Source organism: Arthrobacter sp. SPT-J7, assembly GCF_059089965.1.
Map to the genome: position 1 here is coordinate 23,500 of NZ_JBNHFF010000011.1, position 13,511 is coordinate 37,010.

At 67.5% G+C, this 13,511-nt stretch carries 12 protein-coding genes; 5 read left to right on the forward strand and 7 right to left on the reverse strand.

The features are described from left to right. The first annotated feature begins 53 nt into the window (after positions 1-53). Both AC5RWX_RS15920 and AC5RWX_RS15925 read left to right on the forward strand, forming a co-directional pair. Positions 54-1,760: a bifunctional 3'-5' exonuclease/DNA polymerase gene (locus AC5RWX_RS15920; RefSeq protein ID WP_493939138.1), complete on the forward strand. Its 1,707-nt coding sequence runs from the start codon at positions 54-56 to the stop codon at positions 1,758-1,760. Positions 1,761-1,885: 125 nt separating this feature from the next. Next, complete coding sequence (locus AC5RWX_RS15925) at positions 1,886-3,637, forward strand: hypothetical protein (RefSeq protein WP_493939139.1); 1,752 nt, start codon at positions 1,886-1,888, stop codon at positions 3,635-3,637. Here the strand turns inward: AC5RWX_RS15925 and AC5RWX_RS15930 are convergent. From AC5RWX_RS15930 to AC5RWX_RS15940, 3 genes are read right to left on the reverse strand one after another with little or no spacing between them, the layout of a single operon-like run. Continuing rightward, positions 3,528-4,232 (reverse strand): NUDIX hydrolase, encoded by a 705-nt coding sequence (locus tag AC5RWX_RS15930; RefSeq protein ID WP_494097607.1) that lies wholly within the window; start codon positions 4,230-4,232, stop codon positions 3,528-3,530. The two genes, AC5RWX_RS15925 and AC5RWX_RS15930, sit on opposite strands and share 110 nt — an antisense overlap. Before the next feature lie 2 nt (positions 4,233-4,234). Then, positions 4,235-5,050, reverse strand: coding sequence for an endonuclease III (gene nth / locus AC5RWX_RS15935; RefSeq protein WP_493956599.1), 816 nt, complete (start codon positions 5,048-5,050; stop codon positions 4,235-4,237). Then, positions 5,043-6,692 carry a hypothetical protein gene (locus tag AC5RWX_RS15940; protein WP_494097608.1) on the reverse strand — a complete coding sequence of 550 codons (1,650 nt, stop codon included), beginning with the start codon at positions 6,690-6,692 and terminating at the stop codon, positions 5,043-5,045. Before AC5RWX_RS15940 ends, nth begins: the two co-directional genes overlap by 8 nt. A gap of 288 nt (positions 6,693-6,980) precedes the next feature. Between AC5RWX_RS15940 and acs the strand changes: the two genes are divergently transcribed. After that, a complete protein-coding gene (gene acs / locus AC5RWX_RS15945) occupies positions 6,981-8,960 on the forward strand; it encodes an acetate--CoA ligase (RefSeq protein ID WP_494097609.1) in 1,980 nt (659 codons plus the stop codon). A gap of 233 nt (positions 8,961-9,193) precedes the next feature. Continuing rightward, positions 9,194-9,646 (forward strand): type II 3-dehydroquinate dehydratase, encoded by a 453-nt coding sequence (gene aroQ / locus AC5RWX_RS15950; RefSeq protein ID WP_493939144.1) that lies wholly within the window; start codon positions 9,194-9,196, stop codon positions 9,644-9,646. A 10-nt stretch (positions 9,647-9,656) separates the two neighbouring features. On the opposite strand, the gene AC5RWX_RS15955 is transcribed toward aroQ, so the two are convergent. Continuing rightward, complete coding sequence (locus AC5RWX_RS15955; RefSeq protein ID WP_493939226.1) at positions 9,657-10,841, reverse strand: MarP family serine protease; 1,185 nt, start codon at positions 10,839-10,841, stop codon at positions 9,657-9,659. Positions 10,842-11,092: 251 nt separating this feature from the next. Between AC5RWX_RS15955 and AC5RWX_RS15960 the strand changes: the two genes are divergently transcribed. Continuing rightward, on the forward strand, positions 11,093-11,770 hold the full coding sequence (locus tag AC5RWX_RS15960; protein WP_493939227.1) for a Crp/Fnr family transcriptional regulator: 678 nt from the start codon (positions 11,093-11,095) through the stop codon (positions 11,768-11,770). A 158-nt stretch (positions 11,771-11,928) separates the two neighbouring features. Here the strand turns inward: AC5RWX_RS15960 and AC5RWX_RS15965 are convergent, their stop codons facing one another. The 3 genes from AC5RWX_RS15965 to sp36 are packed head-to-tail and all read right to left on the reverse strand — an operon-like array spanning position 11,929 to position 13,497. Then, positions 11,929-12,813, reverse strand: coding sequence for an NUDIX hydrolase (locus tag AC5RWX_RS15965; RefSeq protein WP_493956601.1), 885 nt, complete (start codon positions 12,811-12,813; stop codon positions 11,929-11,931). Positions 12,814-12,844: 31 nt separating this feature from the next. Further along, positions 12,845-13,339 (reverse strand): RidA family protein, encoded by a 495-nt coding sequence (locus AC5RWX_RS15970; RefSeq protein ID WP_493939146.1) that lies wholly within the window; start codon positions 13,337-13,339, stop codon positions 12,845-12,847. A gap of 2 nt (positions 13,340-13,341) precedes the next feature. Next, positions 13,342-13,497 carry a Sp36 family protein gene (gene sp36 / locus AC5RWX_RS15975; protein WP_493939147.1) on the reverse strand — a complete coding sequence of 52 codons (156 nt, stop codon included), beginning with the start codon at positions 13,495-13,497 and terminating at the stop codon, positions 13,342-13,344. Between the last annotated feature and the right edge of the window lie 14 nt (positions 13,498-13,511).

Consider the following 13,511-nt stretch of genomic DNA (forward strand, 5'->3'; position numbering starts at 1 on the left):
CGGCGGCGGCCTGCCGCGCCGGTGTGGAGGACAGGTCAGGAGAGAATTGAGGCGTGTACATCGTCCTGGCGTCGGCAGCGCGGAACATTGCCGTGCCCGCAGGGACGGAACCGGAAGCGTACCTGCAGCGCACCGACGCGCACGGCGCACCCGCCGGACCACCCGCCGTCGTGCCCGCCGGGAAACTGGCTGAGACGGTCCGCAACCTCGACGCAGAGGCACCCCGCTGGGTTTTCGAATCCACCCGCGAGGCTTATCTGCCGCTGCTCACCGCCGAGGCGGGCGTGGACCGGAGCCACGATCTGGCGTTGGTCCGCAGCATCCTGGCGCTGTCCGTCTACGCTCCCGACACGGAATACATCCGCGCGCTCCGGGAGGAGCCGGTTGCGCATCAGGACGACGAACTGCCCCGCCACCTGCCGCCGCTGCCGCAGTCCCCGGACCAGTACACGCTCTTCGACGAACCGCAGGCCACAGGGACTGCTTTGGAAGACTTGGTGGCCGAATTACAGAACCAGCTCGCCGCTGTTGCTGCCTCGCCGCAGCGCGGCCGGCTGCAGCTACTGCTGGCGGCCGAATCGGCCGGCGCCCTGATCGCCACCGAAATGGAACACTTGGGCGTGCCGTGGAGCGAGGAAATCCACCTCGACATTCTCTCGTCCCAGTTGGGTGCGCGGCCGGGGGAAGGCCAGCGGCCGGAGAAACTGGAGGAGCTCGCCGTCAAGCTCGGAAAGGAGCTGGCCAATCCAAGCTTCAACCCCGACTCCCAGCAGCAGCTCATTCGCGCCCTGCACCGGGCCGGCATCGAGGTCAAAACCACCAGTTCCTGGGAGTTGAAGGAACATTCCCATCCTGCGATCGAACCGCTGCTGCAGTACCGCAAACTCTCCCGCCTGTTCACGGCCAACGGTTGGGCGTGGCTCGATGCCTGGGTTCGGGACGGCCGCTTCAGGCCTGAGTACGTTGTGGGCGGCGTCGTCACCGGGCGCTGGGCGTCGCGCGGCGGTGGCGCCCTGCAGATACCCGGCCAGATCAGAGATGCCGTCCGTCCGGATCCCGGCCACAAGCTCGTCGTCGCGGACGCAGCCCAATTGGAACCCCGTGTGCTGGCTGCACTGGCACAGGACTCCGCCCTGGCAGCGGCAGGACGGGGCACAGACCTCTACCAGGGTATTGCCGACGTGGGCTTCGGTGGCGACCGGGCCAAGGCGAAGATTGCCATGCTGGGTGCCATGTACGGGGCCACCACCGGTGAAGCCGGCCGGCTGATGCCTCAGCTCACGCGCACTTATCCGCAGGCCATCGCGGTGGTCGAGCGGGCGGCACGGGCCGGCGAAGCGGGCCAAGTGGTGAGCAGTTATCTGGGCCGCAGCTGCCCTCCGCCGTCCGACCGGTGGCTGGCCGCCCAACGGACCACCACTGCGGAGGAGCAGCGTCGGGCCGATGGCTTGGCTCGCAGCCGCGGCCGCTTCACGCGCAACTTCGTGGTGCAATCCACCGCTGCGGAGTGGGCGCTGTGCTGGTTGGCGGAATTACGACGCCGGTTGCGCGCCTGCGCTGCCGAGGGCACCTCTGTAGGGGACATGGTGTTCTTCCTGCACGACGAGGTCATGCTGCATGTCCACGAGGACCGGACGGATCTTGCCCGGCGGCTGGTCGAAGAGTCGGCCGCCGCGGCCACCCGGCTGGTCTTCGGCCGGATCCCCGTGGAGTTCCCGGTCAGTGTGGCCGTCGTCAATTCCTACGCCGACGCTAAGTAGATCCTCCGCAGCCCTCCGGGGTGGAGTTATCCACAATTCCCATCTTTGCCATGGTCCGCTCCGGCTGTCGGCCGTAGCGTCGTTCCCATGGTGGGCAGCCGCCGGTCGGCGGTGCTGGAGGAGGGATGCGGATGGTAGTGCTGGCCATCGACACTGCCGCCCTGGAGCAAGCCGCCGCGGCGGCGGGAAGGGCCGCCACCGGCTACGAGGACGTGCGGGCAGCGGCAAACGGCCGGTTGGGCGTGGGCGCTGGGATGTCTGGCTGGGAGGCCGATGCTTCGTTGTGGGGACATGCCTACGATCTGGAGGCCGCGGCGCTGCTGCGCGGGCTGGAAGGACTGACTGCCGCCTACAGCCGGCTCCGCTGCGCCACGCAGTGCGCCGCGGCCCTCTACCGGTTTGCCGAACAGGCAGCCGCGGGATCCGCCGCAGCCTTCGAACAACCCGTGCCCCCGCACGGCGAGCGCTGCCTCCCCCTGCCTGCTTCGGCCGTTGGCGGCAAGTTCCCGCTGCTTCCGGAACTGGGGCAACTGATCGCCGACGCCGCCGGCGTGCGGTGGCCGTCCGGCGGTGCCTCCGCACTGCGCGGCGTAGCCGGCGTCTGGCAGGACATCGGCAGAGCGACCAGAGAACATGCGGCTGCCGCAGAGCGAGCGGCAACGGGTGCGCTGTCAGGCCTTCGCGGGGCGGATGTGCTGCTGCTGCACGACGCGCACGGTGAGCTAATGACGTGCGCTTCCGTGCTGGCAGACGGTTGCGACGCCCTCGCCCAGGAATGCAACGAGTACGCCGGGGCGGTGGAACTGGCGCACCAGCAACTCGTTGAAGAGGCCACCGCCTTTACCCGCGATGTGGCCCTGACTCTGGGTGTGAGCCTGGCGCTGGCACCGGTCAGCGCAGGGCTCACGGTCTGGATCTCCGGCGCCGCCGGTGCTGCCCGGCTGGCTGCTGCTGCATCCATCTTCCGTTCGGTGGTCGGTGCGCTGGGGGCAGCAGCGGCGCGGGCGGTCGGCACGAGTTCAGCAGCGATGGCACGGATCGCCGCGGCGTCACACCGCGTTCGCGGGATCGCAGCTTCCTCCACGGGTTTCGCAGTTCAAGGGATGGCACGGGCCGCCACCCGGGCAAAAATTGTCCTTGCCTCCGAGAACATGGCGGCGGCCCGGGCCTTGTCGCGCCGCCACGGAGACTCCCTCCTCGGGGTGCTGGCCGCCGGACCGGAAAGTCTGCTCCTGCAGCTTGCCGGCCAGACCGCCCAACGCCGGCTGACCGCGCAGCTGGCGCCGCGGCTTCTCTCGCCGGTGCCGATAGCGAATCCTGTGACTGCCAAGCCGGGCAAGATGGTGCCGTTCGTTTTCTCCGTCTTCACGGCCTACAACTGGGCCCAACGGGGCGATAGCGCGTGGACCCTAACCACGAAAGACTCGTGGTTGAAGCAAGTCCTGGGCACCGGCGGCGGTAACGCCGTGCCGCCCGCACGGGATAATCTATCCCCGGCGCCATCGCCGTCGCCACGCCAGGGACCCGCACCGTCCCCGGCACCACGCCCGGGACCCGCTCTATTGCCGTCGCCTCGCCCGGGACCCGCGCCATCGCAGGCGCCGCGCACAGACCGTGAGCCAAGTCCGGCGTCTGGTCACCAGGCCACCGCCAAACCAACGGCCCCGTTCCGGCCGTCGGTTGGCAGTACAACCCGGCCGTCCCCGCCGGGCGCGTCTAATCCCCCGCCGCGCGCGCTCCCGCCTGAGCCACGCAGGCGGGATAGCGTCAGTCGTCTCCGGGGCGCGGAGCGATCGGGGCAGGGATCTCCCGGGACGTGTCCCATTCCAAAGTCCAGCCCAGGTCGTCAAAAAGATGGCTCAGCAGGATCGCTGTAAAGCCCCAGACCACCACTCCGTGGACCAGGAACGCCGGGCTGCGGAAGACCTGGCCGCCGCGCCGGAGCACCGACATGCGCCGGTTGGCAGGGTCAAGCAGGTCCGCAACCGGAACCCGGAAAACCTGTGCGGACTCGGCGAAATCCACCACGGCCACCGGCGAGGGAGAAGCCCACCAGGCCACGACAGGAGTGACTAAGAAGTTGCTGACCGACAGCGGGATGTCCGGCAGGACCCCCAGAACCTCAACTCCGGTGGCGTCCAGCCCGGTCTCCTCCACCGCTTCGCGCACTGCGGCGCCAACAGGGCCGTCATCGTCGGGATCAATGCCGCCACCCGGAAAGGCCACCTGGCCTGGATGCGAGCTGAGGTTGGCGGCGCGCTCCACGAAGAGCACGTCAAGGTCGTCCGGTACGGCGGAGTCGTGAAAGTGGGCAGGCGCGTCGTCCAATGCGCCAAAGAGCAGGAGCACCGCTGCCGGCCGGACCGTTTCCGCGTCCAAGGCGGCGTTGTACCACCGCTCGCGTTCACGGACCGAGAGCCGCTGTTCCATCGGCAGCTCCATGAGCCGCTGCAGATCCTTCTTGGCGCTCACTGTCAGGCTCCCAGCGGGAAACCGGCGGCGCGAAGCTCCTGGCGGGTCTCACCGGCCATCATCCGGGCCAAGAGTTCTTCACGGCCGGGCGCCAGTTCATACTTCAGCAGTTTCCGGGCTTTCTCTGGATCAACTTCCCCTTCGCCATAGGAAGGGCACCATTGGGCCACTGGGCAGGCGCCGCAGGCCGGCTTGCGGGCGTGGCACACCCGGCGGCCGTGAAAGACCACATGGTGCGAGAGCATGGTCCAGTCCTTGGGTTCGAACAGCTCCGCCACGTCGAATTCCACCTTGACGGCGTCGGTGGAATCCGTCCAGCCGAAGCGACGCGACAACCTGAGGAAATGCGTGTCCACCGTGATCCCCGGGATGCCGAAGGCATTGCCCAACACCACGTTGGCGGTCTTGCGTCCGACGCCGGCGAGCTTGACCAGGTCATCCAGCTTTCCCGGGACCTCGCCATCGAATTCATCGACGATCTGGCCGGCCATCTTGAGCAAGCTCTGGCTCTTGGCACGGAAGAATCCGGTGGGCTTGATCAACTCCTGCAGTTCCGTCTCATCTGCCTCGGCGAGCGCGCGGGCATCCGGGTAGCGAGCGAAGAGCGCCGGCGTGGTCATGTTGACCCGGACATCGGTGGTCTGCGCAGACAGGATGGTCGCCACCAGCAGCTCGAAGGGGTTGCGGAAATCTAGCTCTGCCACCGCATAGGGGTAGTGTTCGGCGAGCTCTTTGTTAATCCGCCGTGCCCGGCGTTTGCGTGCAAGCAGGGATTCTTCAGTCTTGCGCCGGCGGGTGGCCGGCGCCCGGTCAGGCACGCTCAATGTTAGTCAGGTCCCTCAAGACGCCCACCCGGCCGTCCGTGTGCTGTACCAGGAATTCATCCCCCCGGTCCTGCAGCGCCAGGATCCATGATCCCGGCTCGACGGTGAACATGACCTGCCCGGTGCTCTCGTCCAAGACCGGGCGGGTCCGTCCGACGGCGAACCAGAAGGCTTCGTACTCCTCCTCGGCTTCCTCGTAGTGTTCACGCGTGGCGCTGATCGGAGACGATGCCGAGGCAGCGTCGGCGGGGCGGTCAGCGCCCTTCGCTGCGACGGACGGCATCGCCGCGGTCGCCGTTTCCGGGACGGCGTCAGCACGAGTCGCGCCGGTTCGGGCCTCACCCGGCTCGGTGGCGGCAGCAGCGCCGGTCCGGGCCTCACCCGGCTCGGTGGCGGCAGCAGCGCCGGTTCGGGCCGCGCTCGGCTCGGTGGCGGCAGTCGCGCCGGTTCCGGCTGCGCTGGGTTCTGCGGCGGCCCCGCCCACCGCCCCTCCGGTAGGGACAGCTGTCCCGGCCTGCGCATCAGCGCTGCGGACCGGTGTCGCGCCGTTGCCGCGGTCCTGCGGTTCGGCGGTGCCGGCTCCGGAAGTCTCCGGGATCTGCTGACCGTCGCCGGTCTGGTTGGGGCTTCCCAGCACCGTTTTGGCGGAGTACCCCACGTCGCGGGCGACGCCGCCTGCAGCGTGGGCAGCGGCCCGCGTTGTTGCCGTGCCGCTCGAGTCGTCAGTGACCGGGATCCCCACAGCCTCCCCGTCTGCGGCACCCGGCGCGACTGAGTCGTCGGCTGCGAGTTCCGTGGCCTGCTGGACGCCGGCCGGGCTGGCGGCGGTTTCCCTTCCCTTGGTGTGCGTCGAGGTACCAGTGGCTGTCTCTTGCGTTGCGTGGGCAGCTGCGGCGGCACCCGCAACCCCGGCTGCTCCGTTGCCGGCGGGCGCGGCGAACTGGCCGGTGGACGGCTGTGCAGCGCTGTTCTGGTTCCAGCCGGCCGCGGCCGGAGCTGTGGCCCGATAGGCACCGGTTGCCCCGGCGGAAACCCTTTGGTCGTGGGTAGCAGGCAGTCCACTTTCCATCCCGTACCCGGCCGGTGCACCGGCAGCTGCGCCGGCACCCTGAGCGGCAGGCTTTGGTGCCTTCGGCTTGGGGGCTGCCGGGATGGCGTCCCGCGCCACTGGGTGGGCGGGTGTCTCGGGACGGCCCGCAAAATCCACGGCCAGCTGCGGGATCCAGCGTGCGCAGACGGTCCCGGCGAAGAGCACCAGGGCACCGATGAATCCAATGATTCCGCTGACGCTATAGACGGTGACGATGGTCAAAAAGTAGAAGGCCAAGGCCAGCGATGCCACCACAGAGGCGAATTGATCAACGGACAAAGAACCGATCCGGAGCGGTGTCTGCGGGGCCAGTCGGCGCACCACGAAGAGCACCAGCACGACTGCGGGCAGCAGGATGCCCAGCGCCAGCTGGAACAGTCCGGCCGAATTCCACAGGTTCACACCAATGCCCCGGAGGACCTCAAGAGGCAACACCGAGGAGAGAAACAGCAGAACGACGCCGGCGCCCACCACCAGGTCTCGCACGGTGAATGGGCCGGCCACCGCTGTTCCTGCCGTGGCGTGGGTCTGGGAGCTCTGTGACATCGTCGATCCTCCGGGTCGTTGCGGCTGCAGAGCGGGCTAAGCCCACTGTGCAACGTTCTGGCGCTGGTCTCAGCGTAGTCAAGGAACCTACCCTTCACTAGCCGGACCATCGCCGTCGAACGCACTTGCATGTGCCGTTCAGCGCAGATTCAAGACCTTTTGCATCCCGCATTGTGACGGTCGACACTGCGGAAGGCGCACAAAGGATTAGGCTGAAAAGCAGCAGATGCGCCCGGCTGACGGAAGCCGGAGCATGCAACGACCGCAGCAAAACGAAGGGGCCTTCTTATGTCTGAAGCCAACGGAACGCAGACTTCCACCGCCGCCGGCGATGCTTTGGAAAACCTGCTCCAGGAAAACCGCAAGTTTGCGCCAAGCGCTGAATTCGCCGCGGCAGCGGTGGCCAAGCCGGGTGTTTACGCGGAAGCCGAGGCGGACCGTCCGGCTTTCTGGGCCCAGCAGGCCCGCGAGGTGCTGTCTTGGGACAAGGACTTCAGCCAGGCCTTGGACTGGTCCGAGGCACCGTTCGCGAAGTGGTTCGTCGGCGGTGAACTGAACGCTGCCTACAACGCCTTGGACCGGCACGTGGAGAACGGCCTGGGCGACCGGGTGGCGATCCATTTCGAGGGCGAGCCCGGCGACACCCGCAGCTACACGTACGCGCAGCTGACCGAGGAAGTGAAGAAGGCTGCCAACGCGTTCGAATCCCTCGGTGTGGCCAAGGGCGACCGGGTCGCCGTCTACCTGCCGATGATCCCGGAAGCGGTGATCACCATGCTGGCCTGCGCCCGGATCGGCGCGGTGCACTCGGTGGTGTTCGGCGGCTTCTCCGCCGACGCGCTGCGCTCCCGGATCGACGACGCCGAAGCGAAGCTGGTGGTAACCGCCGACGGCACTTGGCGCCGCGGTAAGCCGTCCCCGCTCAAACCTGCCGTCGACGAGGCGCTCTCCGCCCCCGGCCACACTGTCACCAACGTGGTGGTGGTCAAGCGCAACGGCGAACCCGTGGACTGGCACGAGGACCGCGACCAGTGGTGGGCGGACACCGTGGAGACTGCCTCCGCGGAGCACACCCCGGTACCGCACGATGCCGAGCACCCGCTGTTCATCCTTTACACCTCCGGCACCACCGGTAAGCCCAAGGGCATCCTGCACACCACCGGCGGCTACCTCACCCAGTGCGCCTACACGCACAAAGTGGTCTTCGACCTGAAACCGGAAACCGACGTGTTCTGGTGCACCGCGGACATCGGCTGGGTCACCGGCCACTCCTACGTCACCTACGCGCCGTTGATCAACGGCGCCACCCAGGTCATGTACGAAGGCACGCCCGATTCCCCGCACCAGGGCCGCTGGTGGGAGATTGTGGAGAAGTACAAGGTCTCCATCCTCTACACCGCGCCGACCGCGATCCGCACCATGATGAAGTGGGGCGAAGACATCCCCGCCAAGTTCGACCTGTCCTCTATCCGAGTGCTCGGTTCCGTCGGTGAGCCCATCAACCCCGAAGCCTGGATGTGGTACCGGCGCGTCATCGGCGGCGACAAGGCCCCAATTGTGGACACCTGGTGGCAGACCGAAACCGGCGCGCACATGATCGCCCCGCTGCCCGGCATTACCGCCACCAAACCCGGCTCCGCGCAGGTCGCGGTGCCAGGCATCGCGGTGGACGTGGTGGACGAACTCGGCGAGTCCGTCCCCGACGGGCACGGCGGCTACCTGGTGATCCGCGAGCCTTGGCCGGCCATGCTGCGCGGCATCTGGGGCGATCCGGAGCGGTTCAAGGAAACCTACTGGTCCCGGTTCGAGAACATGTACTTCGCCGGCGACGGCGCCAAAAAGGACGACGACGGCGACATCTGGCTGCTCGGCCGGGTGGACGACGTGATGAACGTTTCCGGCCACCGGCTCTCCACCACCGAGATCGAATCCGCCCTCGTCTCGCATCCCGCGGTCGCCGAAGCCGCCGTCGTCGGAGCGAAGGACGAAACCACCGGTGAAGCCGTCGTTGCGTTCGTCATCCTGAGAGGAGGCGCGGCTGAAGATCCGGACATCGTCGCCACGCTGCGCAACCATGTGGGCAAGGAGATCGGCCCGATCGCCAAGCCGCGCACCATCCTGGTGGTGCCGGAACTGCCCAAGACCCGCTCCGGCAAAATCATGCGCAGGCTGCTCAAGGACGTCGCCGAAGGACGCGAAGTCGGCGACGCCACCACTCTGGCTGACAACACTGTCATGCAGCAGATTGCCGCTTCGCTGAAGGGCTGACGCTCAGCCCGACCGCAAACCGGGGGTTGCCCGCTGACCATGTCGGCGGGCAGCCCCTGGCTTGCGCCAGCGGGAAGGCTCCGCGCCTGTGCCACGGGAAAGCTCCGCGCCTGCGCCACGTGGCAGCCCGGGCTGCGCCGGCGGGAAAGCTCCGGCGCGCTGCCACTGGGGACCGGCCGGACCACGCGTAACAGGAGATCTCGCCGGCGGCGCGATTGAGGCATAGTAAGGGCATGACTGCAGACACTCCCGGATCCCGCCGCCTACTGGTACTGAACGGCCCGAACCTGAACCTGCTCGGCACGCGTGAGCCCGAGGTGTACGGCACTGCCACACTGGCTGATGTGGAGACGTTGGCCGCCGAGGCCGCAACGGCGCACGGCTGGAGCGTCGAGTGCGTTCAGTCCAACCACGAAGGGGCGCTGATCGACGCGGTCCACGCCGCCCGGGACACTGCCGACGCCATCATCATCAATCCTGGCGGCTACAGCCACACTTCCGTGGCGCTCCGCGACGCGCTCTCCGGCGTGGCGCTGCCGGTGGTCGAAGTGCACATCACCAACATCCACAAGCGCGAGCAGTTCCGCCACCACTCCTACATTTCCGGTGTGGCGGACGCGGTGATCGCGGGTGCGGGCATTGCAGGCTACCGGCTGGCGGTCGAATACCTCGCCGAAGTGCTCTAGCCCGGCAACCCTAGCGGGTCACGCACTGGCCGGCGGAGATGGTCTCTTGGTAGCCACGTGCCGCGTCCACCACCGGCTGGACCTCTGCCAGCGTCAGCGCATAACCCACCGGCACGTTCTGGGTGGACTTTGCGAACACCACGCCGGCAACCCTGCCGTCGGCGTCCAGCAGCGGTCCGCCCGAGTTGCCTTGCTTCACGTCTGCGGCCAAGGTGTACACCTGAAGCGAGGACGGGTCGGCGCCGTAAATGTTCTGGACCAGCACCTGCGAACGGCCTTGGACGGTGGCCGGATTGCTCTGGAACGGGCCACCGGACGGGTAGCCCTGGAACGCCGCGAAGTCACCTTCGGACAGTTCGCCACCCAGAGGCAGCGGCCGGACGTTCAAACCGTCCACGGCGATGACGGCGAGGTCGCGGACCGGGTCGAAGAACACCACCCGGCCGGGCAGCACCCGTCCGTCCGGGATCTCCACCACCGGTTCGTTGACGCCGGCCACGACGTGCGCGTTGGTCATCACCCGGTCCGGTGCCACGGCAAAGCCCGAACCCGTCTGGTTTTGTCCGCATTGGAAGGCCGTGCCGGCGATCCGCAGCACCGATGCCGCCGCCTGGTTCAGCGCCGGGGTGTCCGTGCTGGCGTCGGGAACCTGCGCCGATTTCTGCGGCGCCTGCGGATCGAGCACCAGTGGGATGCCGTCTGCCACCACGACGGAACGCACCTGGGCGGCCCAGGCCTTCACCGGATTCGGGGTCAGGTGCTCGATGGACGCGATCACCTTGGACGAGGCAATCTGCTGGGAAATAAACGGCACTCCCATGGTGCCCAGGCTGAACGCCAGCATGGAGATCACCAACGCGGTCACGGCCAGGTTCATGGCGCCGCCCAGCAAGCGATCCACCGGCCGCAGCGGCGGGAAGTCCATCCGCCGCCGGATGCTGGCGCCGATCCCCGATCCGAGGGCGTGTCCCAGCACCACCAACAACACCGCCACGGCAATAGTTGCGGTGAGCCGCCACGCACTGTCCGGCACCCACTGGCTGACCAGCGGGATCGCGAAGAACGCCGCCACCCCACCGGCGATGATGCCAACAATGCCGCCGAGCGTGACCACGAACCCCTTGCGCAGGCCCGACACCAGATAGGACAGGAGGATAAGCAGGAGGACGATGTCCAAGATGGTCAGGCCGAAAATCACACATTCTCCGTAGCGGTCGGATGTGCAATAGTCTAAGCCGTCAACCTGTGGGAATTATTCAGGCAGCCCGGCCGTTGTCCACTCCGGTACACGCTGCGCGGCCCGCGATGCCGCCGGTTTTCCCGTCCACTGGGAGCGAAAAGCCTTGTGGAAGATGTCACAACCGTTTTACATACGGCAAAATGGAAGCCAGTGCCCCCACGGGAGAGCAGCCTGATCACGCCGAACAGTACTACATTGGAGAATTCATGGACGTAGAGATCCTTCGCCGCGCACCTCTTTTTGCAACCCTTGACGACGACGTGTTTGCAGCGCTGACCGACGAGTTGACCGAGGTCGATCTCTCGCGCGGCGCTTCGGTGTTCCGCGAAGGTGACCAAGGCGACCAGCTCTATTTCATCGTCTCCGGCAAGATCAAGCTCGGCCGCACTGCCTCCGACGGCCGCGAAAACCTGGTGGCCATCCTCGGCCCGGGCGAGCTCTTCGGCGAAATGGCACTGTTCGACCCGAGCCCGCGCAGCACCTCGGCTACGGCTGTTTCCGAAACCCGCCTGGCCGGGCTGAAGAACGAGAACCTGCGCGGCTTGCTGGAGACCCGTCCCGAGGTGTCGGCACAACTGCTGCAGGCCCTGGCCCGCCGTCTCCGCCGCACCAACGACTCGCTGGCCGACTTGGTCTTCTCCGACGTTCCGGGCCGTGTGGCCAAGGCGCTGCTGGATCTGGCCGACCGCTTCGGCCGCCCGGCCACGGATGGCATCCTCGTGGCGCACGAGCTGACCCAGGAAGAGTTGGCCCAGCTCGTGGGCGCCTCGCGCGAAACCGTGAACAAGGCCCTGGCCGAGTTCGTCCAGCGCGGCTGGCTGCGGCTGGAAGCACGCGCCGTGGTCATCTTGGACATCCAGCGTCTGCGCCAGCGTTCTCGCTAATTCTCCGCTGAGAAGTACGACGGCGGGGGCTCACCTTAAGGTGGGCCCCCGCCGTCGTCGTACTGGTTGCTTTGATGATGCCGTCCGGGCTGGCTGGAACGGGACTGGCAGCCTTCGGCTGGGGAAACAGCCGGGCGCTGGTGTCGGACAGTGCGCGCTCAGCGGCCGCGCTGAACGGCTCCGCCTTCGGCAGCGGCGCTGGCCGCAACCTGCAGCATCGGGACCCCATTCACCAGCACCAGTTCCGGGTGGTAACTCCGCTGCGGGCGCTTGTGTGAGAGGTAGGCAATGCAGCCGCGGGCCGACGCGATCTTCTCCACGATGACCTCGACCGCCGGCGACGTCACCTCGCTGAAGGTGAGTCCCCGCGTGTCGGGCTGGCCCACCAAATCGCCCAACGCGGTGGTGTCCCGCCCTGCCAGCAGTTCCTGGGCCGGCAGCCAGGCCGCCCACACGCCCTTGCTTTCCAGCAGGGACGGCGGCTGGTTGGCCGGCTGGGCGGCAGCGAAGTAGCGGGTGTCGAAGCGGCGGTGGGCGAAGTCCGGGCTCAACCAGTTGGACAGCGGCTTGAGCAGATCAGTACGCACGCCCAGCCCGCGTCGGGCGAGGGCCTCGGCGAAGGTCTTTTCCTGACCGGCCACCGCCTCGCGGGTGCGCATCCAGTCGGCGCCGGAGGTGGATTCCGGCAGGCTGGACTCGTCCGGGCCGGCCAGCAGCACGCCGGTTTCCTCGAACAGTTCGCGGATGGCGGCCACCACATGGGCCTGGGCGACGCGATGGTCGTTGATCCCCATGGTCTCGGCCCATTTGGCCGGCGACGGGCCGAACCAGGTAACGGGCTCGCCGTCGGCATCATCCAGGCTGCCGCCGGGAAACGCCACGGTGCCCAGCGGAGAGGAACCCGACCGGTAGCCGAGGTAGGTTTCGGTGCCGGCCGGGCCGTCCCGGACCAGCACCACGGAGGACGCCAGGCGCGGCTTCCGCGGTGTGCGTTCCCCATGCTCGAACCAGCTATGGGCCGCGCCCAGCTGGTCCGGAGCCACCGGGAAAAGCCGTTGCTCCTCTCGGAGCGGACTAGCTGAATTCGGCAATCAGTTCTACCTCAACCGGCGAATCCATCGGCAGCACTGCCACGCCGACGGCGGAGCGCGCGTGGGCGCCGGCGTCGCCGAGAACTTGTCCCAGCAGTTCGGATGCGCCATTGATCACGCCCGGCTGGCCGGTGAAAGCGGGATCGGAGGCAACGAAACCGACGACTTTGACGATCCGGGTGATCCGGTCCAAGTCGCCGATGACGCTCTTGACCGCTGCCAGCGCGTTCACCGCGGCCGTCGCGGCCAGCTTCTTGGCCTCATCGGCGCTGACCTGGCCGGCGCCGTCGCCCACCTTGCCCACGGCCTGCAGTTCGCCCTTAACAAAGGGCAGCTGACCGGAGGTGTAGACGTAGTTTCCCGTGACAACGGCCGGTACGTAGGCGGCCACCGGGGCTGCGACCTCCGGCACGGACAGGCCCAGTCCGGCGAGCCGCTCTTCGACGGCGGACTTCCGGGCTTCGGTCGTTTCGCTCATGGCTACTGTTTCTCCCTCTTCAAGTAAGCGACCGGGTTGGTCCCGTTCGGGCCCGGGATCACCTGCACCAGCTCCCAGCCGTCCTCGCCCCATTGATCAAGAATCTGCTTGGTAGCGTGGATGATGAGCGGAATTGTCGCGTATTCCCATTTGGTCATGACTGAAAGCCTAG

Coding starts and splice junctions, on each gene's coding strand:
- AC5RWX_RS15925 (WP_493939139.1), top strand. CDS start 1,886: ATGCGGATGGTAGTGCTGGCCATCGACACTGCCGCCCTGGAGCAAGCC.
- AC5RWX_RS15940 (WP_494097608.1), bottom strand. CDS start 6,692: ATGTCACAGAGCTCCCAGACCCACGCCACGGCAGGAACAGCGGTGGCC.
- acs (WP_494097609.1), top strand. CDS start 6,981: ATGTCTGAAGCCAACGGAACGCAGACTTCCACCGCCGCCGGCGATGCT.
- aroQ (WP_493939144.1), top strand. CDS start 9,194: ATGACTGCAGACACTCCCGGATCCCGCCGCCTACTGGTACTGAACGGC.
- AC5RWX_RS15960 (WP_493939227.1), top strand. CDS start 11,093: ATGGACGTAGAGATCCTTCGCCGCGCACCTCTTTTTGCAACCCTTGAC.
- AC5RWX_RS15970 (WP_493939146.1), bottom strand. CDS start 13,339: ATGAGCGAAACGACCGAAGCCCGGAAGTCCGCCGTCGAAGAGCGGCTC.
- sp36 (WP_493939147.1), bottom strand. CDS start 13,497: ATGACCAAATGGGAATACGCGACAATTCCGCTCATCATCCACGCTACC.